Raw genomic sequence first — 25832 nt, 5'->3', positions numbered from 1 at the left:
GCTGGCTTGCCTGCGATAGCATCACCGAGGTGCTTGCATCGCAGGCAAGCCAGCTCCCACACAGGAACCGGTGCCTACAGGTGTTGCGTGTTACGAACCGATGTAGCTGGTCTTCACCACGGTGTAGAACTCTTGCGCATAGCGACCTTGCTCACGCGAACCATAGGATGAGCCCTTACGGCCACCGAATGGAACGTGATAATCCACACCGGCGGTCGGCAGATTGACCATCACCATCCCGGCCTGGGAGTGGCGCTTGAAGTGGTTGGCGTATTTCAGCGACGTAGTGGCAATGCCCGCCGACAAACCGAACTCGGTGTCGTTGGCCATGGCCAGTGCCGCTTCGTAGTCCGCCACGCGCACCACGTTGGCCACCGGCCCGAAGATCTCCTCGCGGCTGATGCGCATGGCGGCTTCGCTGTCGGCAAACAGCGTCGGCGCCAGGAAGTAACCTTCGGTGTCGCAGGTCACCAGGCCACCACCGCTCACCAGCCGCGCGCCTTCGCTTTGGCCGATGTCGATGTACTTCAAGTCCTGATCCAACTGGGCCTGGGAAACCACCGGGCCGATGTCGGTGCCGCTGTGCAACGCATGGCCGACCTTGATCGATTTCATGCGCTCAGCCATCGCCGCGACGAACTGGTCGTGAATCCCGGCGGTGACGATCAGGCGACTGGAGGCGGTGCAACGCTGGCCGGTGGAGTAGAACGCGCTCTGCACCGACAGCTCGACGGCCTGCTTGAGGTCGGCGTCGTCGAGGATGATCTGCGGGTTCTTGCCACCCATTTCCAACTGCACTTTGGCCTGGCGCGACACGCAGCTGACGGCGATCTGACGACCGACGCCAACGGAGCCGGTGAAGCTGATGCCATCGACTTTCGGGCTGTTGACCAGCACATCGCCGACCACACGACCGCTGCCCATCACCAGGTTGAACACGCCAGCCGGGAAGCCGGCGCGGGAGATGATTTCCGCCAGCGCCCAGGCACAGCCCGGCACCAGTTCGGCCGGTTTGATCACCACACAGTTGCCGTAGGCCAGGGCCGGGGCGATCTTCCACGCGGGGATCGCAATCGGGAAGTTCCACGGGGTGATCAGGCCGACCACGCCGAGGGCTTCGCGGGTCACTTCCACATTGACGCCGGGGCGCACCGACGGCACGTAGTCGCCGGACAAGCGCAGGCATTCACCGGCAAAGAACTTGAAGATATTGCCGGCGCGGGTCACTTCGCCGATGGCTTCGGGCAGGGTCTTGCCCTCTTCCCGGGCCAGCAAGGTGCCGAGCTCTTCGCGGCGGGCGAGGATTTCGCTGCCGACTTTATCCAGGGCATCGTGGCGCGCCTGAATCCCGGAGGTGGACCAGGCCGGGAACGCGGCGCGTGCCGCCTCGATGGCGGCGTTGACTTGGCCGACATCGGCCTTGGCGTATTCGCCAATCACATCGGACAAGTCCGACGGATTGAGGTTGACGCAATAGTCGGCACCGGCCACCCATTGGCCGTTGATGTAGTTTTCAAAACGCTGGGCTTGGGACACGAATCTTCTCCTGACGCAAAAGGCCGCTGATCTCTCAGCGGCCTTGTAGATAAGTTATTGCGCGCCTTGCTTGTCGATCAGCGCGGCCAGGGCTTCGTATTCTTCCGGCAGCAGGTCGGTCAGCGGAGTGCGCACCGGGCCTGCGTCGTAGCCGACGATTTTGGCACCCGCCTTGACGATGCTCACGGCATAGCCGGCCTTGCGGTTGCGGATGTCCAGGTACGGCAGGAAGAAGTCGTCGATGATCTTGTCGACGGTGGCGTGATCTTCGCGGGCAATGGCGTGGTAGAAATCCATCGCGGTTTTCGGGATGAAGTTGAACACCGCCGAGGAGTACACCGGCACACCCAGGGCCTTGTAGGCAGCGGCGTAAACCTCTGCAGTCGGCAGGCCGCCGAGGTAGCTGAAACGGTCACCGAGGCGACGGCGGATCGAGACCATCAGCTCGATATCGCCCAAGCCATCCTTGTAGCCGATCAGGTTCGGGCAGCGCTCGGCCAGGCGTTCCAGCAGTGGCGCGGTGAGGCGGCAGACGTTGCGGTTGTACACCACCACACCGATCTTCACCGATTTGCACACCGCTTCAACGTGGGCGGCAACCCCGTCCTGGCTGGCTTCGGTGAGGTAGTGCGGCAGCAGCAACAGGCCTTTGGCACCCAGGCGCTCGGCCTCTTGGGCGTACTCGATGGCCTGGCGGGTCGAACCGCCCACACCGGCGAGGATGGGCACGCTGGTGGCGCAGGTATCAACAGCGGTCTTCACCACTTGGGAGTATTCGCTGGCGGCGAGGGAGAAAAACTCACCGGTCCCGCCGGCGGCGAACAAGGCGCTGGCGCCGTAAGGAGCCAGCCATTCCAGGCGCTTGATGTAGCCCGCCTGGTGGAAGTCACCCTGCGCATTGAAATCGGTCACGGGGAAAGACAGCAAACCGTGGGAGAGGATGGACTTCAGTTCTTGTGGATTCATTATTCGAACACCCTGGGCGAAGACTTTCTGTCGAAAGGTTGTTGTTGGTTTTGGTGATGTCGTACGTCATCGTACAACTATAAAAAGATTCGTCAACTGCAATTCGTCGAGGTGCGTCCAGGGTTCGCTGTATGACCTGGCTTCTTGACGTAGGAAATTATTCCTCTATGCTGGCAATAACTGTATAAACATACAGTCATTAAGGAAGATTCCTACGACATAGCAAGGAGCTAACATGTCAGGTCTTGAACTCGCAGCACCCGCAAAAAACCAACCGATCCTGCGCTTCGAAGGCGGCGAGCACACCGCCATCGGCGACGACACCCTGTTGCGTTTCGCCAACGACGCCCCCGCAATCCCCGCCCGCCAAGTCGAGCTGCACCTGCCCAACGGCCTGGCGCTGACCTACGGCCAGGTGATTGCCCTGGGCGGCGACTTCTACGGCGTTCCCGGCCAACCCATCAGCGATGGCGCGTCGCCTGCCGACCGTGTGCAACGTTTTACTGCCGCGTTCAATTCGCTGGCGGTTCTGCCGGCGTCGCGGGAAGAAGCGCGCAAGATCCTCGCGGTGATGCAAAAGGAGATCAACGCGGTCAACCAGGCGATCAGGGACGGCAAGCAAGCCCATGAAGCCTACGACGCGCTGGGTGATACGTTGTCCGAGGAGTGGAACCGCATCACCGGTGGCGGCAGTGCAGTTTCGGCGCTGGTGCCATTGGGGCGCTACTTGAAACTGGCGGCGGACAATGCCGACCACTTTGGTGAATGGGCACTGTCGGCGTATCTGGCCGGGCATACGGCGGCCCTGCAACAGGCCGTGGTGGCGCATCAAACCGGTACCGACCAGGCGCTGGAACTGGCGTATGCCATGAATAGCTTTGCTGATCACTTTTTGACCGACCTGTTTTCCGCCGGACACTTGCGGGTGCCACGCAAACAGTTGGCAGCGGTGGTGACGCCGGGGGAACTGGGCTCGCTGATCAGCCGCTTCATGCACGATGAGGACAGCAAGTTCGGGCTCAAGGTGCGCAACGCCCTGGGGGATCAATGGCATGTCTATGGGGATAAACGCTACTTCGATGCCATCGATGCGGACAATCGGGTGCAGGTCAAGCGTGCGGTACAGGCTTCGGCGGATGAAATCTTCGAAACCTTTATCAGCGGCGTGGCGCCCTCCCCGGCCAACTTCAAGGCACCGCTGCATGTGCCGGACTTGAATGCCGCGCAAAACCCGGCGAACAACTTTTCGCCGCTGTTCAAGATGGACGGAGACAAGGTGCTGCGGCGCAAGGAAGTGAATGACTTGAACGACAAGCGCTGGACGGATGATTGGTGGGGGTGGAGTACGTATCTGCTGCTCAAGGACTACAAGCCGAACCAGCCAGCCTGACCCTGATGATGATCGTTCCCACGCTCTGCGTGGGAACGCATCCAACGACGCTCCGCGTCACCTTGCGCTATCAGGACGCGGAGCGTCCGGGGCGGCGTTACCACGCAGAGCGTGGGAGCGATCAAAAGGCACCCGGGGAGCCACTCGTCGATACTGTCAATTCTGACAGTATCGCCCAATTTCAGATCGTCCTAACGTTGCCACGGGCTCTCCAGTGTTCAGCCAAGTATGGCTAAGCCGCGTAAGCATCTGGAGAGGCAGCATTGTTTTAACAATCAATGAGGTGCAACGATGGCGAGCAAAGTAAAACTCACTTTTAAGGTCGACGGCATCAACCAGCCCCAAACCCAAGAGGGTTGCGTTGACGTCAGCGAAATCATCGCGGTAGGCGACATTGTCGATCAGAACGGCACTCTCTTCCGTGTAAAAAGCAAAACGTTCGTCATGGAGGATGACGTCGTAGTCGGTATTGTGTACGACATGGAACACGCCTGAAATCCCCTCGTTACTATCGCTGCGATTCTGCCTCTTCATGGGCATGGCGCAGCCGCTCGCGGCTGTTGGTCAGGTGCAGGCGCATGGCTGCCCGTGCCGCATCCGAATCCTTACGGGCAATCGCCTCGTAGATCTCTTCATGCTCACGGCTCAAGCGCCCCATGTAGTGCTGCTGGTCATCATGGGCCAGGCGTGCCGAATTCAGGCGCGTGCGCGGAATGATGCTGGTGCCCAGGTGGGTCATGATGTCGGTGAAGTAGCGGTTGCCGGTGGACAGGGCGATTTCCAGGTGAAAGGCAAAGTCGGACGCCACCGCATCGCCGGCATGGGCTGCGCTTTCATTCAGGGCGTCGAGGGCGGCGCGCATGGTCGCCAGTTGTTCGTCGGTGCGGCGCAGTGCAGCCAACCCTGCGGACTCGACTTCCAGGCTGATGCGCAATTCGAGGATCGCCAACACATCCCGCAACGTGACCACGGTGGCCGGGTCGATACGGAAGCCGCTCGGGCTTGGTGTATCCAGCACAAAGGTGCCGATGCCGTGACGAGTCTCCACCTGGCCTGCCGCCTGCAAGCGCGAGATGGCCTCACGTACGACGGTGCGGCTGACCCCATGGGCTTCCATGATCGCCGACTCGGTGGGCAGCTTGTCACCGCGCTTGAGTTCGCCGTCGCGGATCTGCTCGGACAACACCGTGACCAATTCCTGGGCAAGGCTGCGGCGCTTGCGGGGAAGACGAGGGGCGGTGTTGGTGTTTTCCATGATGAATCATCTTTCTCGGCGAACTTGAGCAGGCATCATAGCCCATGGCGGTTGTACGATCACCGTCCGTAGGCGACTTTCATCCATATCCTCGGCGCAAAAAAATGCCCCGGCACAGGCCGAGGCATTTTTCAGGCGCGCCCGAGGGCAACCGCCGTTTACTTCACCACTTTCAGGCTCGGCCGGCCGCTAGGGCGCGGTGGCTCGGCATCCGGTGGCAGATCACCGTCGTCATCGCCGTCGATCGATTCGTCACCGTCGAACGGCGACTCCAGATCAAACACCATGCCTTGGCCGTTCTCCCGGGCGTAGATCCCGAGAATGGCGCCAATCGGCACGAACAGCGTATGCGGCACACCGCCGAAACGCCCTTCGAAGCTCACCGCTTCGTTGTCCATGTGCAGGTGGCGCACGGCACTGGGCGATACGTTCAACACAATCTGCCCGTCACTGGCAAAACCCTGCGGTACCTGAACCGCAGGAAATTCGGAATTGACCAGCATGTGCGGGGTGCAATCGTTGTCCACAATCCACTCATAGAGCGCGCGGACCAGGTAAGGTCGACTGGAGTTCATCAGCGGCTCCTTAAGCCTTAGCGCATATCGCGTTCGACACCAGACAGACTCGCCTGGAAAGCCTCACGCGCAAACTGGCGCTCCATGTAATCAAGCAGCGGCTTGGCTGGCCGCGGCAGTTCAATACCGAGAATCGGCAAGCGCCAGAGTATCGGTAATAGGCAGCAATCCACCAAGCTTTGTTCCTCACTGAGGAAAAAAGGTTTATCGGCGAACAACGGCGAAACACCGGTCAGGCTCTCGCGCAATTCCTTACGCGCCACGACACGGGCCGCCTCTTTGCTACGCGAATCCAGAATCACATCCACCAGCCCGCACCAGTCACGCTGGATCCGATGGATCAGCAGGCGGCTGTTGGCACGCGCCACCGGATACACCGGCAGCAAAGGTGGATGCGGATAACGCTCATCCAGGTATTCCATCACCACGGTCGACTCCCACAACGCCAGGTCACGATCGACCAGGGTGGGCAAGCTGCCGTAGGGGTTCACTTCGATCAGTTTCGGCGGCTGACGGCCCGCCTCCACACTGATGATCTCGGCGCTGACACCCTTCTCTGCGAGCACGATACGTACTCGGTGGGAATAGTGGTCGGCGGGGTCGGAGTAACAGGCCAACCGATTGGTCACGCCCATGGCGGTCCTCCTCGCTTGTTGAAATTATCGAAAGCTCAAAAACGAGCGCGCCCAGGGAGCATCTCTGTAACGACCGGTTCAAACAGGTCGCTACGTATTCAGAGATGCCGCTGGGCGCGCAAGATTAACAGCAATTGCTTACGGTTGGATCAATGCACATCCTTCCAGTATTCGCGTTTGAGCAGATAGGCGAATACAAAGAAGAAAGCCAGGTACAGCAAGACGTAGGTACCGATGCGCTGGTGCTGCAGTTTGACCGGGTTGGCCGAGTAGGCCAGGAAGGTCACGAGATTTTTCACTTTCTCGTCGAACTGCTCTTCGTTCAGCGCGCCGGTCTTGGGCACGATGGTCAGTTGATCGCACGCTTCGTGAGTCAAAGGCGTACCGGTCAACGGGTCATATTGCTTCTTGCCGTCTTCGACGACCTGAACCTGCTTGCATCCTACCACTTGGCGACCCTGCAGGCCGACCAGAACGTTAGGCATGCCGACGTTCGGGAAGACCTTGTTGTTCACGCCGTAAGGGCGCGCCGGGTCTTCGTAGAAGGATTTCAGGTAGCCGTAGAGCCAGTCGGTGCCACGTACGCGTGCCACCAGGGTCAGGTCGGGCGGTGCAGCACCGAACCAGGCCTTGGCGTCGGCAGGCTTCATGCCGATGTTCATGTGGTCGCCGATCTTGGCGCCGGTGAACACCAGTTTCTCCAGCATCACTTCGTGAGGGATACCGAGGTCATCGGCAACCCGCTCATAACGCTGGAACTTGGCACTGTGGCAGCCCATGCAGTAGTTGGCGAACGTCCGCGCGCCGTCTTGCAGGGCGGCTTTGTCCGACACGTCGATATCGACTTTTTCCAGCTCCGGGCCGCCGTGTTCGGCAGCGAAGGACAGCAGCGGCAGGGCCGCAAGCATCAATGCAACGAATAATTTTTTCATCAGCCAGTCACCCTTTCCGGTACCGGTTTGGTCTTCTCGAGCCGGGTGTAGAACGGCATCAGAATGAAGTAGGCGAAATACAGGAAGGTGCACACCTGCGACAGCAACGTACGCTCAGGGGTTGGCGCCAATACGCCCAACACGCCCAGGATCACGAAGGCAATGCAGAACACCCACAGCCAGATCTTGCTCAGCCAGCCCTTGTAGCGCATGGACTTGACCGGGCTACGGTCGAGCCACGGCAACACGAACAGCACGGCGATGGCCGCACCCATGGCGATCACGCCCATGAGCTTGTCGGGGATCGCGCGCAAGATCGCGTAGAACGGCGTGAAGTACCAGACCGGGGCAATGTGCTCTGGTGTCTTGAAGGCGTTGGCCTGTTCGAAGTTAGGTTTCTCGAGGAAATACCCCCCCATCTCCGGGAAAAAGAACACGATCGAGCAGAACACGAACAGGAACACGACCACGCCGACAATGTCCTTGACGGTGTAGTACGGGTGGAACGGAATGCCATCCAGCGGGATGCCGTTCTCGTCCTTGTGCTTCTTGATGTCCACGCCATCCGGGTTGTTCGAACCCACTTCGTGCAGCGCCAGGATGTGCAGCACCACCAGGCCGAGGATCACGATGGGCAAGGCCACCACGTGCAACGCAAAGAAGCGGTTCAGGGTGATGCCGGAGATCAGGTAGTCACCACGGATCCACTGGGTCAGGTCGTTGCCGATCACCGGGATCGCACCAAACAGCGAGATGATCACCTGGGCGCCCCAGTACGACATCTGGCCCCACGGCAGCAGGTAACCCATGAAGGCTTCGGCCATCAGCGCCAGGTAGATCAGCATGCCGAACACCCACACCAGCTCACGAGGCTTCTGGTACGAGCCGTAGAGCAGGCCGCGGAACATGTGCATGTAGACGACGATAAAGAACGCGGAGGCGCCGGTGGAGTGCAGCAGGCGCAGGATCGAGCCGTACTCGACGTCACGCATGATGTATTCGACGGAGGCGAACGCTTCTTCTGCCGACGGCGTGTAGCTCATGGTCAGCCAGACGCCGGTGACGATCTGGTTGACCAGCACCAGCAGTGCCAGCGAACCGAAGAAGTAGAAGAAGTTGAAGTTTTTTGGTGCGTAATATTTGCTGAGATGGTCTTCCCACATTTTGGTGGCGGGGAAGCGCGCATCCACCCAATCCATGAACTTGCTCATCACGCGTTCTCCTTATCGAGGCCAATGACAATGAGGTCGTCAGTTTCGTAGGTATGCGGAGGCACGGGCAGGTTCAGGGGAGCAGGTTGGGACTTGTAGACGCGACCGGCGAGGTCGTAGTGCGAGCCGTGGCAAGGGCAGAAATAACCACCGACCCAATCCTTGCCCAGATCGACCGGAGCAACTTCCGGGCGGAAGGTAGGCGAGCAACCCAGGTGGGTACAAAGACCGACCAGCAGCAGAATTTCTGGCTTGATCGAACGCGCTTCGTTTTTGGCGTAGGCGGGTTGGTCGGACTTCTCAGACATAGGGTCAGATAACTGGCCTTCGATCTTTTTGAGATTCCCCAGGATTTCCTCGGTACGACGAACAATGAAGACCGGCTGGCCGCGCCACTCAGCAATCATCTGCTGGCCTGGCTCGATCTTGCTGATATTCACCTTCACCGGTGCACCTGCGGCTTTCGCCTTGGCACTGGGAAACCATGACCCCACGAACGGGACCGCAGCCCCCACCGCTCCTGCAGCACCCACCACGGATGTGGCTGCTACCAAGAAGCGACGCCGGCCTGCATTCACGCCGTCATTGCTCATTCAGTCCTCTCCCATCAGCTTTTTGGCCTGTTAAATCAGGCGTCTACTAAGTGTTGAATCTTTACTTATAAAAATTTTGCCGAATGGTAATGAAAAGCCCCACGGTTGACAAGGTAATTGCCCAGGGCTCAGCCTCCAGGCCTTGTAGTATAGGGGGTCTACGGATGTGGCAAGTTGTCACGCACAAATTTGTGCATAAATCGCAGGCAATAAAAAACGCCCAGCTCCGTGAGGAGACTGGGCGTTTTTGTGGAACGTAAAGCGAATTAACGCTTCGAGTACTGCGGACGCTTACGCGCTTTACGCAGACCGACTTTCTTACGTTCAACTTCACGGGCATCGCGAGTCACGAAGCCGGCTTTGCGCAGAGCGCCACGCAGGGTTTCGTCGTACTGCATCAGAGCGCGAGTGATACCGTGGCGGATTGCGCCAGCTTGACCACTTACACCGCCACCGATAACGGTGACGTAGATGTCGAACTTCTCAACGGTCTCGGTCAGTTCCAGCGGCTGACGAACTACCATGCGGGCAGTTTCGCGACCGAAGAAGTTTTCCAGAGTGCGGTTGTTGATCGAGATGTTACCAGTGCCCGGACGCAGGAAAACGCGTGCGGTTGCGGTTTTGCGACGGCCAGTGCCGTAATTTTGAGTCGCCGACATAATGAACTATTCCGTTAAAACTTCAGTTCTTGGGGCTGCTGAGCAGCATGAGGGTGTACAGCGCCCGCATAGACTTTCAGCTTGCGAAACATATCGCGACCCAGTGGGCCCTTAGGCAGCATACCTTTGACCGCGATTTCGATCGGGGCTTCAGGCTTCTTGGAGATCAGGCCTTCGAAGTTCGAAGACTTGATACCGCCTGGGAAACCGGAGTGACGGTAGTACATTTTGTCTTGCGCTTTGTTGCCGGTAACACGTACCTGCTCAGCGTTGATGATCACGATGTAGTCACCGGTGTCAACGTGAGGGGTGTACTCAGGCTTGTGCTTGCCACGCAGACGGCTGGCGACTTCAGTGGCCAGACGACCCAGGGTCTGACCAGCGGCGTCGACGACAAACCAGTCGCGCTGAACTGTTTCCGGTTTTGCAGTAAAAGTTGTCATTCTTTAATAGCCTCAGGGGCCGCCCTGTAAATTAGACGGCGGATCTTACTGAATAGTGCGTACTTTGACAAGTCAAAGGCAGCCGGATACAGACGCTATCGGGGGCTCGGGTCGGCGCGTCCGTTCAACGGCAAGATTCTTCGGCAGGCGGCGCATCACTTCCACTGCAGAAAGAGGTGGGCAATTATGCAGATTGCGAAAAAAAATTCAACCTGCTTTTATGATTGTTTTCCCTGAAGGAGTACCCGATGGATTATCGACAGCTGGGCCGTACGGATCTGAACGTGAGCGCGATAGCCTTGGGCACCATGACCTGGGGCGAGCAGAACAGCGAGGCAGAGGCCTTCGCCCAGATCGAACGGGCCAAGGCCGCGGGGATCAACTTCCTCGACACGGCGGAAATGTACCCGGTGCCGCCCAAGGCCGACACCTATGCCACCACCGAGCGTTACATCGGTAATTACTTCAAAAGCCGTGGCGATCGCGCCGACTGGGTCCTCGCCAGCAAGATCGCCGGCCCCGGCAACACCATCGACTACATCCGCGACGGCCACCTGCGTCACAACCGCAAACACATCGGCCAAGCCCTGGATGCCAGCCTCAAGCGCTTGCAGACCGACTGGATCGACCTCTACCAACTGCACTGGCCGGAGCGCAGCACCAACTTCTTCGGCCAACTGAGCTACAAGCACAAGGACGAAGACAACCTCACCCCGCTGGAGGAAACCCTCGAAGCCCTGGACGAACAGGTAAAGGCCGGCAAGATCCGCCACATCGGCCTGTCCAACGAAACCCCGTGGGGCACCATGAAGTTCCTCGCCCTGGCCGAAGCCCGTGGCTGGCCCCGCGCGGTGTCGATCCAGAACCCGTACAACCTGCTCAACCGCAGCTTTGAAGTGGGCCTGGCGGAAATCGCCATTCGCGAGCAATGCGGCCTGCTGGCCTACTCGCCCCTGGCGTTCGGCATGCTCAGTGGCAAGTACGAAGGCGGCGCACGCCCGGCCAAGGCGCGCCTGACGGAGTACAGCCGCTTCAGCCGCTACTTCAACCCGCAGTCGGAAGCGGCGTGCAGCCGTTACGTGGCACTGGCGCGCGAGCATGGTTTGGACCCGGCGCAGATGGCGTTGGCGTTTGTGACGCAACAGCCGTTTGTGACCAGCAATATCATTGGTGCCACGTCGCTGGAGCAACTGGACAGCAACATTGCCAGTGCCGACCTGAAGCTGTCGAAAGAGGTGTTGGAGGGGATTGAGGCGATTCAGAAGGATCATCCGAATCCTGCGCCTTGATTGATCGGTAGACCGCCATCGCAGGCAAGCCAGCTCCCACATTTTGATGTGTGAACACCGTCAAATGTGGGAGCTGGCTTGCCTGCGATGGGGCCCTCAACAACACCACAAGATCAGAGCGCCCGCGCAATGATCTCCTTCATGATCTCATTGGTCCCCGCATAAATCCGCTGCACCCGCGCATCCGCCCAGGCCCGCGCAATCGGGTATTCCCACATGAAGCCGTAGCCGCCGTGCAGCTGCACGCACTCGTCGAGCACCTTGCATTGCAGGTCCGTGGCCCAGTACTTGGCCATCGCGGCGGTGGGCACATCCAGCTTGCCCTCAAGGTGCAACGCCATGCACTTGTCGACGAACACGCGGCCGATCTGAATCTCGGTGGCCATCTCCGCCAGCTTGAACCGAGTGTTCTGGAAATCCGCAATCGCCTTGCCAAACGCCTTGCGCTCGCGGGTGTATTCGAGGGTCCATTCCAGTGCCGCCTCGGCCGATGACACGGCACCGATGGCCACGGTCAAACGCTCCTGCGGCAGCTCCTGCATCAGGTACGCGAAGCCAGCGCCGGCCTGGCCCAACAGGTTTTCCTTGGGCACGCGCACATCCTGGAAGAATAGCTCGGAAGTGTCCTGCGCCTTCATGCCGACCTTCTCCAGGCGCTTGCCCTTGGCGAAGCCCGGCGTGTCGGCTTCCACCAGAAACAGGCTGGTGCCCTTGGCGCCGGCCTTGGGATCGGTCTTGGCGACAACGATCACCAAGTCGGCCAGGTAACCGTTGGTGATAAAGGTCTTGGAGCCGTTGATCACGTACTCGTCACCCTCCAGCACGGCGCTGGTCTTGACCCCTTGCAGGTCGGAACCGGCACCCGGTTCGGTCATCGCAATGGCCGTGACCATCTCGCCGGAGATCAACTTGGGCAGGTACTTGTGCTTCAGCGCTTCACTGCCGTAATGCAGGATGTACGGCGCCACGATGTCCGAATGCAGGGAAAAGCCGATGCCGGTCAAGCCCAGGCGGCTGACCTCTTCGATCACCACCGCGCTGTAGAGAAAGTCCGCGCCCAGGCCGCCGTATGCCTCCGGCAGATGGGAACACAACATCCCCGCCTCCCCCGCCTTGCGCCACAAGTCGCGGTCGATATAACCCTGTTTCTCCCATTGCCCGTGGAACGGCGCGGCGTGTTTTTCAAGGAAGGTGCGCACGCTCTCGCGAAAGAGTTCGTGTTCCGGGCTGTACAAGGTTCTGGGGATCATGGCTCACCTGCGGGGGATTGTCGGACAAAAACAAGCCCACAGAGACTATGCCGCGAAGGCAGCACAGGACACTGGACACATGCGACAAAAAATAAGACGATCCAGCCGTCTGGTGACCACTTTCCCCTATAAGAATAAATGAAATTATGTCTAACCAAATCTCCACGCCCTTGCGGCGCGTCAGCATTTTGGCCATTGATCGGGTATTTGCTTCCACCCTCATGCAAGCCAAGGATTTCTTCCACCTCGCGAGCCTGCGTTACGGCAAGCAACAAGGCCTGGGCCTGACCCCGGCGTTCGAAACGCGCCTGGTCAGCCCCGACGGGCAATCGGTGCGCAGCTTCAGCGATGTGATCATGCCGGTGGACGGCGGCCTCGAAGACGCCGACATCATCGTGCTACCCGCCTTCTGGGACGACTTCGACGCCCTCTGCACCCGCTACCCGCAAGTGCTGCCATGGCTGCGCGCCCAACACGCACGCGGCGCCGTGCTCTGCGGCGAAGCAACCGGGGTGTTCTGGCTGGCCGAAGCCGGCTTGCTTGACGGCAAGGAGGCGACCACCTACTGGCGCTTCTTCAACGCCTTCAGCGAACGCTTCCCGCGGGTCCAGCTCAACCAGGACAAGCACCTCACCGACGCCGACAACCTGTACTGCGCCGGCGGCACCACCTCGGCGTGCGACCTCTACATCTACCTGATCGAACGCTTCTGCGGCGCCAACATCGCCCAGGCCGTGGCCCGCGACATTCTTTACGAAGTGCAACGCAGCTACGCGCCGGGACGCATCGGTTTTGGTGGGCAAAAGCTGCACCAGGACGTGATCATCCTGCAGATCCAGCATTGGCTCGAAGAGCACTTCGCCGACAAGTTCCGCTTCGAAGACGTCGCCCGCGAACACGGCATGAGCATCCGCAATTTCATGCGGCGCTTCCAGACGGCGACCGGTGACAAGCCGCTGCACTATCTGCAACGCCTGCGTATCGAGACGGCCAAGGGCCTGCTCTCGGGCAGCCGCAAGAGCATCAAGACCATCAGTTATGAGGTGGGGTATGACGATGCGAGTTTCTTTGCGCGGTTGTTCAGGCAGCACACCGAGCTGTCGCCGAACCAGTATCGCCAGCAGTTCCAGCAAGCCGCATAACCCGAGACAAACACAAACCTAATGTGGGAGCTGGCTTGCCTGCGATAGCGGTGTACCAGCCAGCAGATGAGCTGGCTGACAGACCGCTATCGCAGGCAAGCCAGCTCCCACATTTTGATCTACTTCGTCTTTAAGGTTTGTGCCCGCGCGCGAGGAACTCGTGGGACTGCATTTCCAGCAAACGGCTGAGGGTGCGCTGGAATTCGAAGGTCAATCGCCCCCCGGTATACAGATCCTTCAGCTCCACTTCCGCCGAGATGATCAGCTTCACGTTACGGTCGTAGAACTCATCGACCATGTTGATAAACCGCCGCGCGATGTCGTCGGTGGTCACGCTCATCTGCTCCACGCCGCTCAAGATCACCGCATGGAAAATCTTGCCCAGCTCGATGTAGTCGTTCTGGCTGCGCGGGCCGTCGCACAGGGCGCGGAAGTCGAACCACGCCACGTCATCGCAGGTACGCAGCGCAATGATTTCGCGGTTTTCGATCATCAGCTTGTCGTTTTCCACCGCCTGGGTGCATTCCGGCGTGAGGGCACGGAAGCTCTTGCGCAGGCTTTCGTGCGCCGCTTCGTTGAGCGGGAAGTGGAACAGCTCCGCTTGCTCCAGGTGACGCAGGCGGTAGTCGACGCCGCTGTCGACGTTGACGATCTCGGTGTTCTGCTTGATCAGCGCGATGGCCGGCAGGAAGCGCGCGCGTTGCAGGCCGTCCTTGTACAGGCCGTCGGGCACGATGTTCGAAGTGGCCACCAGGGTCACGCCGTTCTTGAACAGCTCTTCCATCAGGGTGCCGAGGATCATGGCGTCGGTGATGTCGGAGACGAAGAATTCATCGAAACAGATCACCCGCGCTTCGTCGGAGAAACGCTTGGCGATGATGGTCAGCGGGTTTTTCTCGCCCGGCAGGGTCTTCATCTCTTCGTGCACGCGCTTCATGAAGCGGTGGAAGTGGGTGCGGACCTTTTCCTTGAACGGCAGCGCTTCAAAGAAGGTGTTCTACCAGGTAAGTCTTGCCGCGGCCGACGCCGCCCCAGAAGTACAGGCCTTTGACCGGCGTGTGGTCTTTCTTGCCAAACAGCTTGCTGAACATCCCCGGCTTGCTTTGCGAGGCGGCGACGAGGTCGTCGTACAGGCGCTGCAAGTGACGCACCGCCGTTTCCTGGGCAGCGTCATGAAAGAATTCAGGGCGTTTCAGATCAGCTTGATATCGTTCTAGGGGCGTCATAATTTCGTTAGCAAGGCAACAAAAACGGGCCGTCACTGTAACGACGGCCCTGATTAATGGCAATCAACCCTTGGTCGGGTCAATCTTCGATTGGCGTCAACGCAACGCGCAGGGCGGCGATTCCAGCGTCGCGCTCGGCGGCATCTGCGTAGATTGCCGTGCTCTCGGCGACGCATTCGCCGTCGAGCCAGACATTGAAGCCATACGCTTCGCTACGAATGTCCAAAGTTTGACCCGATTGCAATTGCTTGGTCACGGCACCGGCGGCCTTGCCGTCAGCGAAGTTGCGCGACAGCAGCAGTTGCTCGCCATCGGCAGCCAGCAGGCGGAAGCGGAAGCTGCCGTCGTCTTCGCGAAAGCTCACAAAACGTGCGGCCTTCGCAGCTTTTTTCTTGGCCGCAACCGGCGCAGCAGCCTGCTCGACGAACGAACGCAAGCCAACCGCCTCACGCAGCTCGGCGAGGAATGGCGCCGCCACGGCGCGGGCCTTCTTGGCGCCGATCAGCAGCAGGTCTTCCATGTCCGACGGGCGCGACATCAGTTGATGGTAACGCTCGCGGGCTTCGCCCAATTGACCGTCCAGCAGCTGGAACAGACGGTTCTTCGCCTCGCCCCAGCCCAGGCCTTGCAGCAGCTCGGCACGGAACTCTTCTTCCTGGGCCTTGCTGGCGAATGCCTGGAACAAGGTAAACAGGTGGGAATTGTCCGGGTCCTTGGCTTCGCCCGGCGCGCGGGAATCGGTGACGATGCGCGAGATCGCGTCCTTCATGTCCTTGGCGCTGGTGAACAACGGGATGGTGTTGTCGTAGCTCTTGGACATCTTGCGGCCATCCAGGCCCGGCAAGGTGGCGACGCTTTCTTCGATCAGCGCTTCGGGCATGGTGAAGAACTCTTTACCGTTGCCAAACAGGTGGTTGAAACGCTGGCCGATGTCGCGGGCCATTTCCACGTGCTGGATCTGGTCGCGACCCACCGGCACCTTGTGCGCGTTGAACATCAGGATGTCCGCCGCCATCAGCACCGGGTAGCTGTACAGGCCCATGGTGATGCCCGCATCCGGGTCTTCGCCGGTTTCCACGTTCTTGTCCACCGACGCCTTGTACGCATGGGCGCGGTTGAGCAGGCCCTTGGCGGCAACGCAGGTGAGCAGCCAGGTCAGCTCGGGGATTTCCGGGATGTCCGACTGGCGATAGAACGTCACCCGGTTCACATCCAGGCCACCGGCCAGCCAGGTCGCGGCGATTTCCATGCGCGAGCGCTGGATGCGCTGCGGGTCATCGCACTTGATCAGGGCGTGGTAGTCGGCCAGGAAGTAGAAGGAGTCGGCATTGGCGTCCTGGCTGGCGAGGATCGCCGGGCGGATCGCACCGGCGTAGTTGCCCAGGTGCGGCGTGCCGGTGGTGGTGATGCCGGTGAGGATACGGGTACGAGTCGTCATGGGTAATCGCTTATCAGACTGCTATCAATTCGAGAGGCGCGGCAGCACCAGATCCTTGAGATCGGTGAGCTTGCCATGAAAAAAGTGCCCGCATTCTGCCACTTTCAGCAGCTCATGGGGGCGATTCAGGGCGGCGGACCAGTCGTAGACGGTCTGCGGGTCGACCACTTCGTCGGTTTCCGGCTGGATCAGGGTCAGCGGGCAGCCCAACGGCAGCAGGTCGGTGTCGCGCAGGCGCATCACCGCCGCGGCGACCATGAACAGGTGCGCGAGCTGCTCGCCCTTGGCTTCCAGGCGGCCGCCGAGGCTGGCGGCCACGTAGCCACCAAAGGAGAAACCGAGCAGGGTCATCGGCAGGTCGGGGTGTTTTTCCCGCAGCCAGGTGGCGGCCGCTTCGGCGTCGTCCACTTCACCGGTGCTCATGTCGTGGGTGCCGGCACTCGCGCCGACGCCACGGTAATTGAAGCGCAACGTAATCAAACCAGCATCGCGGGCGGTGCGTTGCAGGGTCGAGACGACTTTATTGAGCATGGTGCCACCCTGCACCGGGTTGGGGTGGCAGATCAGCGCCAGGCCCCGTGGTTCGGGGTGATCCAGGTACAGGGCTTCCAGTTGGCCCACCGGGCCTTCGATCAAAACGGGGGTTTCACGCATGAGCAAGAGATGAACTCCGTGACCTCTCAATGGGTCGACTCGTCTAGCTAAAAGTCTGTGCTTGGCATCATTGCGAGCTTAATCGCGGTATACAGCGCAGGTTTGAGCCGTTAACGTAAAGCAAAGCCGTTTATAGAGGAAGGACTCGTGGAACACTCGCTCTTAGTTTGGTTGTTGCCGACTCTTGCCCTGGTTGCCGGTGTCGCCATTGGATTCCTGGTTGCTCGCCTGCTGCCGAATGCCGCGCCTAACCGCACGCAGCGTCAGCTGGATGACATTCAGGAACGTTTTGACAGTTATCAGAACGAGGTTGTTACCCACTTCAACAGCACCGCGACCCTGGTCAAGAAGCTCACCCAGAGCTACCAGGAAGTACAAGACCACCTCGCCGATGGCGCCAACCGCCTGGCTCTCGACGACATCACCCGTCAGCGCCTGCTGGCCGCGCTGCATTCCGATGCACCGCAAGCACCACGTGAGCGCCTGACCCCACCCCGGGAAAACCAGGAGCCGCCACGGGACTACGCGCCAAAAACGCCGAACGCCCCAGGCATGCTGGATGAGCATTACGGTTTGAAGAAGTAGGTTTTCTTCAGGCACTAAAAAGCCCGGCTGATCGATGATCAGCCGGGCTTTTTGTTGCCTGCTCATTCTCAAGAACACCGGAGACCCCATGTGGGAGCGGGCTTGTGTGGGAGCTGGCTTGCCTGCGATGCAGGCGCCTCGGTCTGTCAGTTAAACCGCGGCGATGCCATCGCAGGCAAGCCAGCTCCCACATTAATCGAGTACACCCTTAGGCGGGTTGTTGCTCCTGGAGACGCCCGCCCTCGATCCGCACATGCCGCCCATGGAAGCGCTTCAGGCTGCTGCGATGCCCCACGCTGACAATGCTCAATCCCGGCAACTCATCGATCAACGCCTGGTACAACGTCGCCTCATCCTCTTCATCCATCGCCGATGTCGCTTCGTCCATGTACAGCCATTGCGGCGCGAACAACAACGCACGGGCAAACGCCAAACGTTGCTGCTCACCCGGCGAGAGCATGCGTTGCCAGTGGTTCGCTTCATCCAGACGGCCAACCAGATGCGGCAAGCGGCAAGTCTCCAGCACCTGTGCATAACGTTCGGCCGGGTAGGCGCTGTCGTCTTGTGGATAACTCAACACCGCCTTCAACGTACCGATCGGCAGGTAAGGCTTCTGCGGCAAAAACAAATATCGCGCAGCCGGCAAACGAATGCTGCCGTGCCCCGCTGGCCACAGTTGGCCCATCGCACGCAGCAAGGTACTTTTACCGCTGCCGGAACGCCCGCTGAGCATCACGCGCTGGCCGGGCTCTACGCTCATGTCCGCATCGGTCAGCAAGTGGCGACCATCGGCCAGGTCCATGCCGAGGTTTTGCACCACAAGGCGTTCGCCTTCAGGGCGCACGTCAATCGCTGGCGGGCGCTGCTCGTTATCCGTCATGGCCTGCTGAAAACTCAGCAGACGATCACTGGTGGCACGCCACGACGCCAGGTCGGAATACGCGCTGATAAACCAGCTGAAGTTCTCCTGCACGTTGCCGAACGCCGAGTTGATTTGCATCAGCTCGCCCAATTCGATCTTGCCAGTGAAGTAACGCGGCGCGGCGACGATGAACGGGAAGATGATCGCGATCTGGCTGTAACCGGCGGTGAAGAAGGTCAGGCGCTTGGACACTTTCATGATGTCCCAGAAGTTGTGCCAGACCTTGCCGAAGCGCGTGCTCAGGCGCTGTTGTTCATTCGGCTCGCCGTTGTACAGCGCGATGCTCTCGGCGTTCTCACGCACGCGCACCATGGAGAAACGCAGGTCCGCTTCGAAACGTTGCTGTTGGTTGCTCAGGCCGATCAGGCGACGGCCGATCAAATGCGTCAGCCAACTGCCCACGGCGGCGTACAGCAGCGCGCACCAGAACATGTAGCCGGGAATGGTGATGCCAAACACTTCGATACTGCCCGACACGCCCCACAGGATGATCGAGAACGACACCAGGCTGACCACATTGCGCAGCAAGCCAAGGCCGAGGCTCAAGGTGTTGGCGGTAAAGTTGTTGAGGTCTTCGGAAATCCGCTGGTCCGGGTTATCGGTGTAACCGCCCTGCTCCAGCTGGTAGTAGTTCTTGTGGGCGAGCCAGCGGGCGAAGTGCTTTTCGGTGAGCCAGGCACGCCAGCGGATGGTCAACATCTGGGTCAGGTACAGGCGGTACACCGCGCCAAGAATGGCCACGGCGGCGATCCCGCCGAAGTAGCCGATCAGTTGCCAGAACGCAGCCGTGTCCTTGTGTTCAAGGGCGTTGTAGAAGTCCTTGTACCAGTGGTTGATCCACACGGAGATCGCCACGCTGAACAACGACAGGCCGATCACCGCCGCCAGCAACAACCAGGCCTTGCCCTTCTCTTCACTGCGCCAATACGGTGTGATCATCGCCCAGGTTCGGCGGAAGAATTGCCCACGCACCGCGTCGTTGACCGCGGAGTACTCAGCGTTCTGATTCATCGTTCAGGCTCGGTAGGGAAAAGATCACAGGCGTTTGAACCGATCATAGACGATCGGTTCAGGGCGCCGTGGAGCCTGAAGCAGGTTGTTCAGACTTCGTTCAGCGGCGTACCGGACGCTTTTGCAGTTTGCGCTGCAAGGTGCGGCGGTGCATGCCCAGGGCGCGGGCAGTGGCGGAGATGTTGCCTTCGTGTTCGGTGAGCACGCGCTGGATGTGTTCCCACTGCAGGCGGTCCACCGACATCGGGTTTTCCGGCACCAGGGTGTCGAGGTCGGCGTGCTCGGAGAGCAAGGCGGCCAGCACGTCATCTGCATCGGCCGGTTTGCACAGGTAGTTGCAGGCGCCACGCTTGATCGCCTCGACGGCAGTGGCAATGCTGGAGTAACCGGTAAGGATCACCACGCGCATTTCCGGGTCGAGTTCCAGCAGCTTGGGCAGCAGCACCAGGCCGGAGTCGCCGTCCATTTTCAGGTCGAGCGCGGCGTAGTCCGGCAGGTCGGCCTGGGCGATGGTCAGGCCTTCTTCGGCGGAACCGGCGGTGCTCACGCGGAAACCGCGACGGCTCATGGCGCGTGCCATCACGCGGGTAAAGGTCGCGTCGTCATCTACCAGCAACAGGTGCGGCAGTTCTTCGCCTTCGACTTGGATCTCGTCACTCATCGATATCTCCTCGTGCGACACGGGGCAGGCGCAGCTCGGTGAGCGTGCCACCTTCCTCATGACTATAGAGCTTCACTGAGCCGCCCGCGCGGGTCACGCTGGCCTTGCTCAAAAACAGGCCGAGGCCGAAGCCTTTGCCCTTGGTGGTAAAGAACGGTTTGCCGATCTGCTCGGCAATGGCCAGCGGCACGCCGGCGCCGTGGTCGCGAATGCTGATGGTCACGTCTTCCGCATCCCAGTCCAGCTGCACGCCCAGGCCTTCGGGGCAGGCGTCGGCAGCGTTGTTCAGCAGGTTGAGCAACGCCTGGGTCAGGTCGGGCGGCGGCGCCATGCGCGGGACGGTGCCTTGCCCGAGCAGGTGGAAGCGGTAGCTGGCTTCAGGGCGCATCAGGTGCCAGCGGTTCAGGGCTTCGTCGAGCCACTGGGTCACGTCCTGCATCTCCACCGCCAGGCGGCGGTTGGCTTCGGCGGCACGCACCAGTTGCTGCAAGGTCTGTTTGCACTGCTTGACCTGTTCCTGCAACACGCCGAGGTCTTCCTGCAGCGCCGGGTCGTGGTGGTCCTGGATGATTTCCTTGAGCAGTACGCTCATGGTCGCCAACGGCGTGCCCAACTCATGGGCAGCGCCGGCGGCCTGGGTGGCGACGGCCAGCAATTGCTGGTCGCGCAGGCCTTCTTCACGACGGATGGCGCGCAGTTCTTCCTGGCGGCGCAGCTCTTCGGCCATGCGCGCGGCGAAAAAGGTAATGACGGCAGCGGACAAGGCGAAGCTCAGCCACATCCCGTAGATCTGCAGGTTTTCCCGGGCGATGGGGAACGTTTGCAGCGGATAGAACCGCGCCAGCAACAAGGTGTAGAGGGTCAGGGCGATACCCGACAACGCCACCGAATAGCGCCACGGCAAGGTCACCGCTGCGATGGTCAACGGCACCAGGTAATACGACACGAACGGGTTGGTGGAGCCACCGGAAAAATACAGCAACACACTGTGGATAAACAGGTCGCACGCCAATTGCAGGGCGTATTCCAACTCGGTCACCGGCCAGGTGGTGCGCAAGCGGATCGCGGTAAACACACACAGCACGGTGGAGAAACCCAGGGTCACGCCCAATTGCAGCCACGGCAGCGGCAGCAGGTCGAACCAATAGGCGAGCCCGACGGAGCCAGCCTGTGCGGCAAGGACCAGGGTGCGAATGAACGTCAGGCGCCAGAGGTTCTGGCGGGTGGCGGAAGTCAGTTTTACGGCGGCGAGCATGAGCTCTCCCGTTGAGCGCTGCAGGCGGATCGGCAGGAGTATAAACGAAGCCGACCGGCTGGCACGGCGCGTGTGGCTCTTTGCCGCAGGCCGGGGAAAATACCGTTCGTCGGCATCGGCAAAACTTGTAGGTAATGTGTAAACCCGAAGAACCCGATGCCACCGTCTACAGTCTTACCGAACACGAACACCCTAAGGAGCTCTCATGTCTCGTTTCACTCGTAGTGCAGCTGTTATCACCCTCGGCGTCGCCACCCTTGCCAGCCTTCCTGCCCTGGCCGCCGAAGGCCTGAACTACAACCAGATTTCCCTGCGCGCCGAGGCCAGCCAGGAGGTGGCCCGCGACAAGATGATCGTGACCCTCTACACCGAGTCCCAGAACAGCGACCCGGCCAAGCTTGCCGCCGAAATCACCACCACCATGAACAAGGCGCTGGCCCAGTCTCGCGAAGTCAAGGGCGTGACCCTGCGCCAGGGCAGCCGCAACAGCTACCCGATCTACGACAACAAGAACCAGAAGATCACCGGCTGGCGCGAGCGCGCCGAACTGCGCCTGGAAAGTGCGGACTTCCCGGCGCTGTCCAAGCTCACCGGCGAACTGCTCAACACCCTGAAAATGGACAGCATGGACTTCGCCATCGCCGACGCCACCCGCAAGGCCAGTGAAGATGCGTTGCTCAAGGATGCCGTGGCCGCGTTCAAGGCCCGTGCACAACTGGCGACCGATGCGCTGGGCGGCAAGGGCTACAAGATCGTCAACCTGAACTTCAACACCAACGGTTATCCACAACCCTACGCCCGTGGCGGCATGATGATGAAGGCCGCTGCCATGGATTCGGCGCCGACGCCGGAAGTGGAAGCCGGTACCAGCCAGGTCACCATGAGCGCTGACGGTGTGATTGAAGTGCTGCAATAAACTATTCGTTATGACAAAACGGCACAGCCCATAAAGGCTTGTGCCGTTTTTTTTGCTCACCCCCCTCAGCAATCGCACGCAAGGCGTTCTCGGATGCTATTGACTCAGCGCAAAACGGCCGAGCATCGGCAATGTTTAGTAGGCATTGAAGTGGAACGCCCCATACACACTCAGCCACTCAATGCTGCCATCAGATCAACCCGGACAGAGCAAAGCCACTACAACACTTAACTTAAAACAACCAGACACTTAGTTGCACTTTTAATGCGGCGCTAGTCAGCAATTCAACCCGCTATTTTATCCAGGGATCGGCGAGCCGATATCGGCCATAGTTCGTGCAGTATGGGCTTTACCCAGGCACCTCTCGATTGGCGAATTGTTATTTGTCCCCCACGATAAAGCGAGTTAATTATGAGTATAACGTCGGCCACCTCATCGAATTTCATAACAACAATGACCCCCCTTGCACCGGCGAATGACGCGAGTGAAATGGCGAACGCCGAAAACAAGAAAACCGACCAAAAACCCACGACCGAAGTCCCTTCTTCCAATAACAGCGCCAGTACCTACACGACGACAATCTACGGAACACCTACCGCTCCGGCGCCCGGCACGGGCTATACCAAAGAAGAACGAGAACAACATATCGACGCCTATGCCAATCGCGTCAAGACGCTGATCGGAGACATAGAGAGTGATCGAGAGGGCAAACGAAATATCAAGTTCCAGAACGCGCGCCAGTTCATGGAGCCCGCGGGTTATTTTAGCGGTGGATTATTGGCGGCCGGCCATGACCCGCACGAACAATTCAAAGTAAAGTTCAGCACGTACACCGGCATGGGAAAACCCGATGTACTGACCGGCACCGAGATTCGTACCTACTTTGCATGGGAAATAGCAGCGGGAGCCCTTGAGCACGACAAGGTGCAGCGAGGTGGCCCGATCAATTTCCAATCCATGAGCATCGAAAAAAAGAGCCGTGGAAAAATCAACGAGCTGGAGTCGCTTGGCCATAAACTCCAGGATCACTGGGAAAAAGATATAGCCACGCCGATGCGGGATGCGTCAGGTGAAGTGGCGCAACGTTCAGGAAAAGCAGATGCCTACGTTACTCGAGGCACCCTGCAAAGTCTCTTCAACAACAAAGACAGCTTTGAAAAACTGAGTGGTGAAGCCAAAGAAGCGATCAAACGCACATTGGAACATAATGGCCAGGTCATTATCCCCAACATCTATGGCTACCCACTCTCAGGGTATGCATTCATCCCCTACACCCCCTACGACGGCAACTATGAAAACCGCCCGAATCAAGGGTTGATGATTGATTTAAGAAATGGCGCGGCCCATGAGATAAAAGGTGACGACGACTTTGCCAACTGGGCAAAGAACAACCAGAACACTTTACACACGCGCTTCAACGCCAGCGACCGACAAGGCGGAAAAGACGCGCATTGGCCGAAGGCGGGAGATGTTCTAGACACCCTGATCAGAGGCAAGAATGCCACTTACCCTGGGTATCAAAACCTCTTCAAAGATCAAGCCATCCCCGTCAGGGAGACATTTAATTACACCAGGGCACGCGGCGATCATTATCAGTTGAAGTTTGGCAACCTGGACAACGGCATTGCCTCCAAATATCAGGAGCAGAACGCCACCAACGCAGTATGGGCCGATCAGACCGAAGTATTTGGTTCCTCACAACAAAACTGGAAGGCCGCGAAAGACTTCTGGGGCAATACCTTCGGTTACGTGCCCGTGGTGGGCAACGCGGGCAACATTGTCTTCGGCATACACGATGGGATTTATGGAAAAACCGCAGAGGATCGTATTGGCGGCAGTTCCGGGGCGGTGATATCAGCGCTGCAATTGGCGCACGAACTAGCAACCGCCGGAGGAGCAGGAACGGAGGAACCGCCCGCCGCCGCGCTCGCCCCTGATCTCAGAGACGTCAGTTGGCGGTACAACTCGCCATCCAGTGACTTTGAGTTGGTACGGGCACCCAAAGCGCCACCCGCCAGTGAGGAGGTTCCCACCATCACCGAAGAATCCCAGCCAGGAACATCCAGGGGCACATACCCTGCCAATACAGACGTATCACAACCCTTGCCGAGGTCGCCGTCACTCATTCCCATGGCGCAATATGCGGTTGCCGACGGTGAGGAGCTGATACGGAACGCTACCCGAAATGCATCGGGGGTCTATCGAATGACCGATAGCAAGGGAGTATTTCGCCAGTTCGTGCGCGTGACCGATGAGACGGGCACCCACAAGGTCTTTGAAATATCCGGCAGCTACCGATCGGGCAACTCATTTGCCAAGATCATCGATCCAAATACCGGCAAGGGAGTGATGGTGGTAACGCCTGGACGTGATGGCGAATGGACACGTGCGCCGGGCGATGGCGGTGCATGGTGGAACCGGGCATCACCTTCAACAGCAGACGTTGAACTCACAAGGCCGCGACAACTTTCAGATGAGTTCCTTGATGTCGATGGCAAAAAAATGAAGGGCGCTGAAATACTGGATAAATACCTCAAGACTGATGGCTACGATTACACATACGGTGTCACGCTGAACGAAGAAGGTGAAATCGCACCGCAAGTTTCCTGGACGTTTGAAGAAAACCCTGCCGACGCCACGCCGCCACCACCGGCTAACGTTTCGACATTCGGCACCAGCGAATACAGCAGCCAGTTTATCGATGACCTGCATCGCGACAAGTTCACAATAGAAGGTCCTGGGAACGCCAAGCTGGCGCTCGACATCGGCAGCCAGATAATCGAACTTCAGCAAAAAAAAGGCGCTCTGTTATCAAACGAAGAGCTTCGTCAGCTGAAACAAAAAAGTATCGAGGAAATTGAGAAAATCATTCCTGAACCGGAGTTGAGAGCTCGAATTTCCGAACTTGCCAACCAATGGGCGCTTGGTCCCGCTGCGGGTGAGTTTGCGACACCCCGCTTTAAGGGAACGGTCCTTGGCAGCGGACGCAATACACACTACTACATCAAATATGACCCAGCAGATGCCGCGACCACTGTCACGGCCAAGATCGACTTTATAGCGAGCAAACTGTCCGAAGACCGCCTTGATCTTGAACCCGTTACCGACATAAAGGTGAATGCATCAAGAACATTTACCATACGCGAAAGTAACGAGTTGGACGGCGCCGGTTATACCGTTGACCCCTCTACGCCAACGCGCATGGAAATCAAGCCTACACCGGATGAATAAGCGCTAACCCTCTATCTGCCCTCAATGAACGGCGGTACCCTCGGTACCGCCGTTTTC

Annotated in this window: 23 protein-coding genes and 1 pseudogene; 7 read left to right on the top strand and 17 right to left on the bottom strand. The window is 59.3% G+C overall.

Features of this window, described 5'->3' with window-relative positions; genetic code table 11:
* Positions 1-90: 90 nt before the first annotated feature.
* Both PSH87_RS04460 and kdgD read right to left on the bottom strand, forming a co-directional pair.
* Positions 91-1536, bottom strand: a complete 1446-nt coding sequence (locus tag PSH87_RS04460) for an aldehyde dehydrogenase family protein (RefSeq protein WP_017738783.1) — start codon at positions 1534-1536, stop codon at positions 91-93.
* A 54-nt stretch (positions 1537-1590) separates the two neighbouring features.
* A complete protein-coding gene (gene kdgD / locus PSH87_RS04455) occupies positions 1591-2502 on the bottom strand; it encodes a 5-dehydro-4-deoxyglucarate dehydratase (protein WP_017738784.1) in 912 nt (303 codons plus the stop codon).
* A 235-nt stretch (positions 2503-2737) separates the two neighbouring features.
* On the opposite strand from kdgD, the gene PSH87_RS04450 reads away from it, so the two are divergent.
* Positions 2738-3892, top strand: a complete 1155-nt coding sequence (locus tag PSH87_RS04450) for a phospholipase (RefSeq protein ID WP_305432726.1) — start codon at positions 2738-2740, stop codon at positions 3890-3892.
* Between the two features lie 291 nt (positions 3893-4183).
* The gene (locus tag PSH87_RS04445) at positions 4184-4387 is read left to right on the top strand and encodes a hypothetical protein (protein ID WP_305432725.1); all 204 of its coding nucleotides are present in this window, start codon (positions 4184-4186) and stop codon (positions 4385-4387) included.
* A 13-nt stretch (positions 4388-4400) separates the two neighbouring features.
* Here the strand turns inward: PSH87_RS04445 and PSH87_RS04440 are convergent, their stop codons facing one another.
* The 8 genes from PSH87_RS04440 to rplM all read right to left on the bottom strand — a co-directional run bounded on the left by PSH87_RS04440 (position 4401) and on the right by rplM (position 10195).
* Positions 4401-5147: a FadR/GntR family transcriptional regulator gene (locus PSH87_RS04440; RefSeq protein WP_305432724.1), complete on the bottom strand. Its 747-nt coding sequence runs from the start codon at positions 5145-5147 to the stop codon at positions 4401-4403.
* Positions 5148-5305: 158 nt separating this feature from the next.
* Positions 5306-5722, bottom strand: a complete 417-nt coding sequence (locus PSH87_RS04435; RefSeq protein WP_305432722.1) for a ClpXP protease specificity-enhancing factor — start codon at positions 5720-5722, stop codon at positions 5306-5308.
* 17 nt (positions 5723-5739) lie between these two features.
* A complete protein-coding gene (locus PSH87_RS04430; RefSeq protein ID WP_017734513.1) occupies positions 5740-6357 on the bottom strand; it encodes a glutathione S-transferase N-terminal domain-containing protein in 618 nt (205 codons plus the stop codon).
* A gap of 149 nt (positions 6358-6506) precedes the next feature.
* A complete protein-coding gene (locus tag PSH87_RS04425; protein ID WP_017734512.1) occupies positions 6507-7289 on the bottom strand; it encodes a cytochrome c1 in 783 nt (260 codons plus the stop codon).
* Positions 7289-8500 carry a cytochrome bc complex cytochrome b subunit gene (locus PSH87_RS04420; protein WP_017734511.1) on the bottom strand — a complete coding sequence of 404 codons (1212 nt, stop codon included), beginning with the start codon at positions 8498-8500 and terminating at the stop codon, positions 7289-7291. The genes PSH87_RS04425 and PSH87_RS04420 overlap by 1 nt, the downstream gene beginning before the upstream one ends.
* Positions 8500-9093: a ubiquinol-cytochrome c reductase iron-sulfur subunit gene (gene petA, locus PSH87_RS04415; protein ID WP_026136492.1), complete on the bottom strand. Its 594-nt coding sequence runs from the start codon at positions 9091-9093 to the stop codon at positions 8500-8502. The genes PSH87_RS04420 and petA overlap by 1 nt, the downstream gene beginning before the upstream one ends.
* A 266-nt stretch (positions 9094-9359) precedes the next feature.
* Positions 9360-9752 carry a 30S ribosomal protein S9 gene (gene rpsI, locus PSH87_RS04410; protein ID WP_003216038.1) on the bottom strand — a complete coding sequence of 131 codons (393 nt, stop codon included), beginning with the start codon at positions 9750-9752 and terminating at the stop codon, positions 9360-9362.
* Positions 9753-9766: 14 nt separating this feature from the next.
* A complete protein-coding gene (gene rplM, locus PSH87_RS04405) occupies positions 9767-10195 on the bottom strand; it encodes a 50S ribosomal protein L13 (RefSeq protein ID WP_003171742.1) in 429 nt (142 codons plus the stop codon).
* 248 nt (positions 10196-10443) lie between these two features.
* Here rplM and PSH87_RS04400 point away from each other — a divergent pair, with 248 nt between their 5' ends.
* Positions 10444-11484, top strand: coding sequence for an NADP(H)-dependent aldo-keto reductase (locus PSH87_RS04400; protein WP_017734509.1), 1041 nt, complete (start codon positions 10444-10446; stop codon positions 11482-11484).
* Between the two features lie 113 nt (positions 11485-11597).
* Here the strand turns inward: PSH87_RS04400 and PSH87_RS04395 are convergent, their stop codons facing one another.
* Positions 11598-12734 carry an acyl-CoA dehydrogenase family protein gene (locus PSH87_RS04395; protein ID WP_305432717.1) on the bottom strand — a complete coding sequence of 379 codons (1137 nt, stop codon included), beginning with the start codon at positions 12732-12734 and terminating at the stop codon, positions 11598-11600.
* A gap of 221 nt (positions 12735-12955) precedes the next feature.
* Between PSH87_RS04395 and PSH87_RS04390 the strand changes: the two genes are divergently transcribed.
* Positions 12956-13876, top strand: a complete 921-nt coding sequence (locus PSH87_RS04390; RefSeq protein ID WP_177325302.1) for a GlxA family transcriptional regulator — start codon at positions 12956-12958, stop codon at positions 13874-13876.
* Between the two features lie 130 nt (positions 13877-14006).
* Here the strand turns inward: PSH87_RS04390 and zapE are convergent.
* From zapE to PSH87_RS04375, 3 genes and pseudogenes are all read right to left on the bottom strand, one after another.
* Positions 14007-15102 (bottom strand): annotated as a pseudogene (zapE, locus tag PSH87_RS04385) (cell division protein ZapE).
* 79 nt (positions 15103-15181) lie between these two features.
* Complete coding sequence (locus PSH87_RS04380; protein WP_207040080.1) at positions 15182-16540, bottom strand: tryptophan--tRNA ligase; 1359 nt, start codon at positions 16538-16540, stop codon at positions 15182-15184.
* 24 nt (positions 16541-16564) lie between these two features.
* Positions 16565-17194, bottom strand: coding sequence for an alpha/beta hydrolase (locus PSH87_RS04375; RefSeq protein ID WP_257783907.1), 630 nt, complete (start codon positions 17192-17194; stop codon positions 16565-16567).
* A 147-nt stretch (positions 17195-17341) separates the two neighbouring features.
* On the opposite strand from PSH87_RS04375, the gene PSH87_RS04370 reads away from it, so the two are divergent.
* Complete coding sequence (locus PSH87_RS04370; RefSeq protein WP_017138275.1) at positions 17342-17779, top strand: YhcB family protein; 438 nt, start codon at positions 17342-17344, stop codon at positions 17777-17779.
* A gap of 208 nt (positions 17780-17987) precedes the next feature.
* Here PSH87_RS04370 and PSH87_RS04365 read toward each other — a convergent pair whose 3' ends face one another.
* The 3 genes from PSH87_RS04365 to PSH87_RS04355 all read right to left on the bottom strand — a co-directional run bounded on the left by PSH87_RS04365 (position 17988) and on the right by PSH87_RS04355 (position 21628).
* On the bottom strand, positions 17988-19712 hold the full coding sequence (locus tag PSH87_RS04365; protein WP_305432714.1) for an ABC transporter ATP-binding protein/permease: 1725 nt from the start codon (positions 19710-19712) through the stop codon (positions 17988-17990).
* Between the two features lie 100 nt (positions 19713-19812).
* The gene (locus PSH87_RS04360; RefSeq protein ID WP_003171731.1) at positions 19813-20373 is read right to left on the bottom strand and encodes a response regulator transcription factor; all 561 of its coding nucleotides are present in this window, start codon (positions 20371-20373) and stop codon (positions 19813-19815) included.
* The gene (locus tag PSH87_RS04355; protein WP_017739479.1) at positions 20366-21628 is read right to left on the bottom strand and encodes an ATP-binding protein; all 1263 of its coding nucleotides are present in this window, start codon (positions 21626-21628) and stop codon (positions 20366-20368) included. The genes PSH87_RS04360 and PSH87_RS04355 overlap by 8 nt, the downstream gene beginning before the upstream one ends.
* A gap of 205 nt (positions 21629-21833) precedes the next feature.
* On the opposite strand from PSH87_RS04355, the gene PSH87_RS04350 reads away from it, so the two are divergent.
* Together PSH87_RS04350 and PSH87_RS04345 are read left to right on the top strand one after the other, a co-directional pair.
* Positions 21834-22544 carry an SIMPL domain-containing protein gene (locus PSH87_RS04350; protein ID WP_017739478.1) on the top strand — a complete coding sequence of 237 codons (711 nt, stop codon included), beginning with the start codon at positions 21834-21836 and terminating at the stop codon, positions 22542-22544.
* Between the two features lie 489 nt (positions 22545-23033).
* The gene (locus tag PSH87_RS04345) at positions 23034-25775 is read left to right on the top strand and encodes a hypothetical protein (RefSeq protein WP_305432712.1); all 2742 of its coding nucleotides are present in this window, start codon (positions 23034-23036) and stop codon (positions 25773-25775) included.
* Positions 25776-25832 lie beyond the last annotated feature (57 nt).

It is taken from the genome of Pseudomonas sp. FP453 (assembly GCF_030687495.1).
Classification (GTDB): Bacteria; Pseudomonadota; Gammaproteobacteria; order Pseudomonadales; family Pseudomonadaceae; genus Aquipseudomonas.
This window is presented reverse-complemented; position numbering and strand designations above follow the sequence as displayed.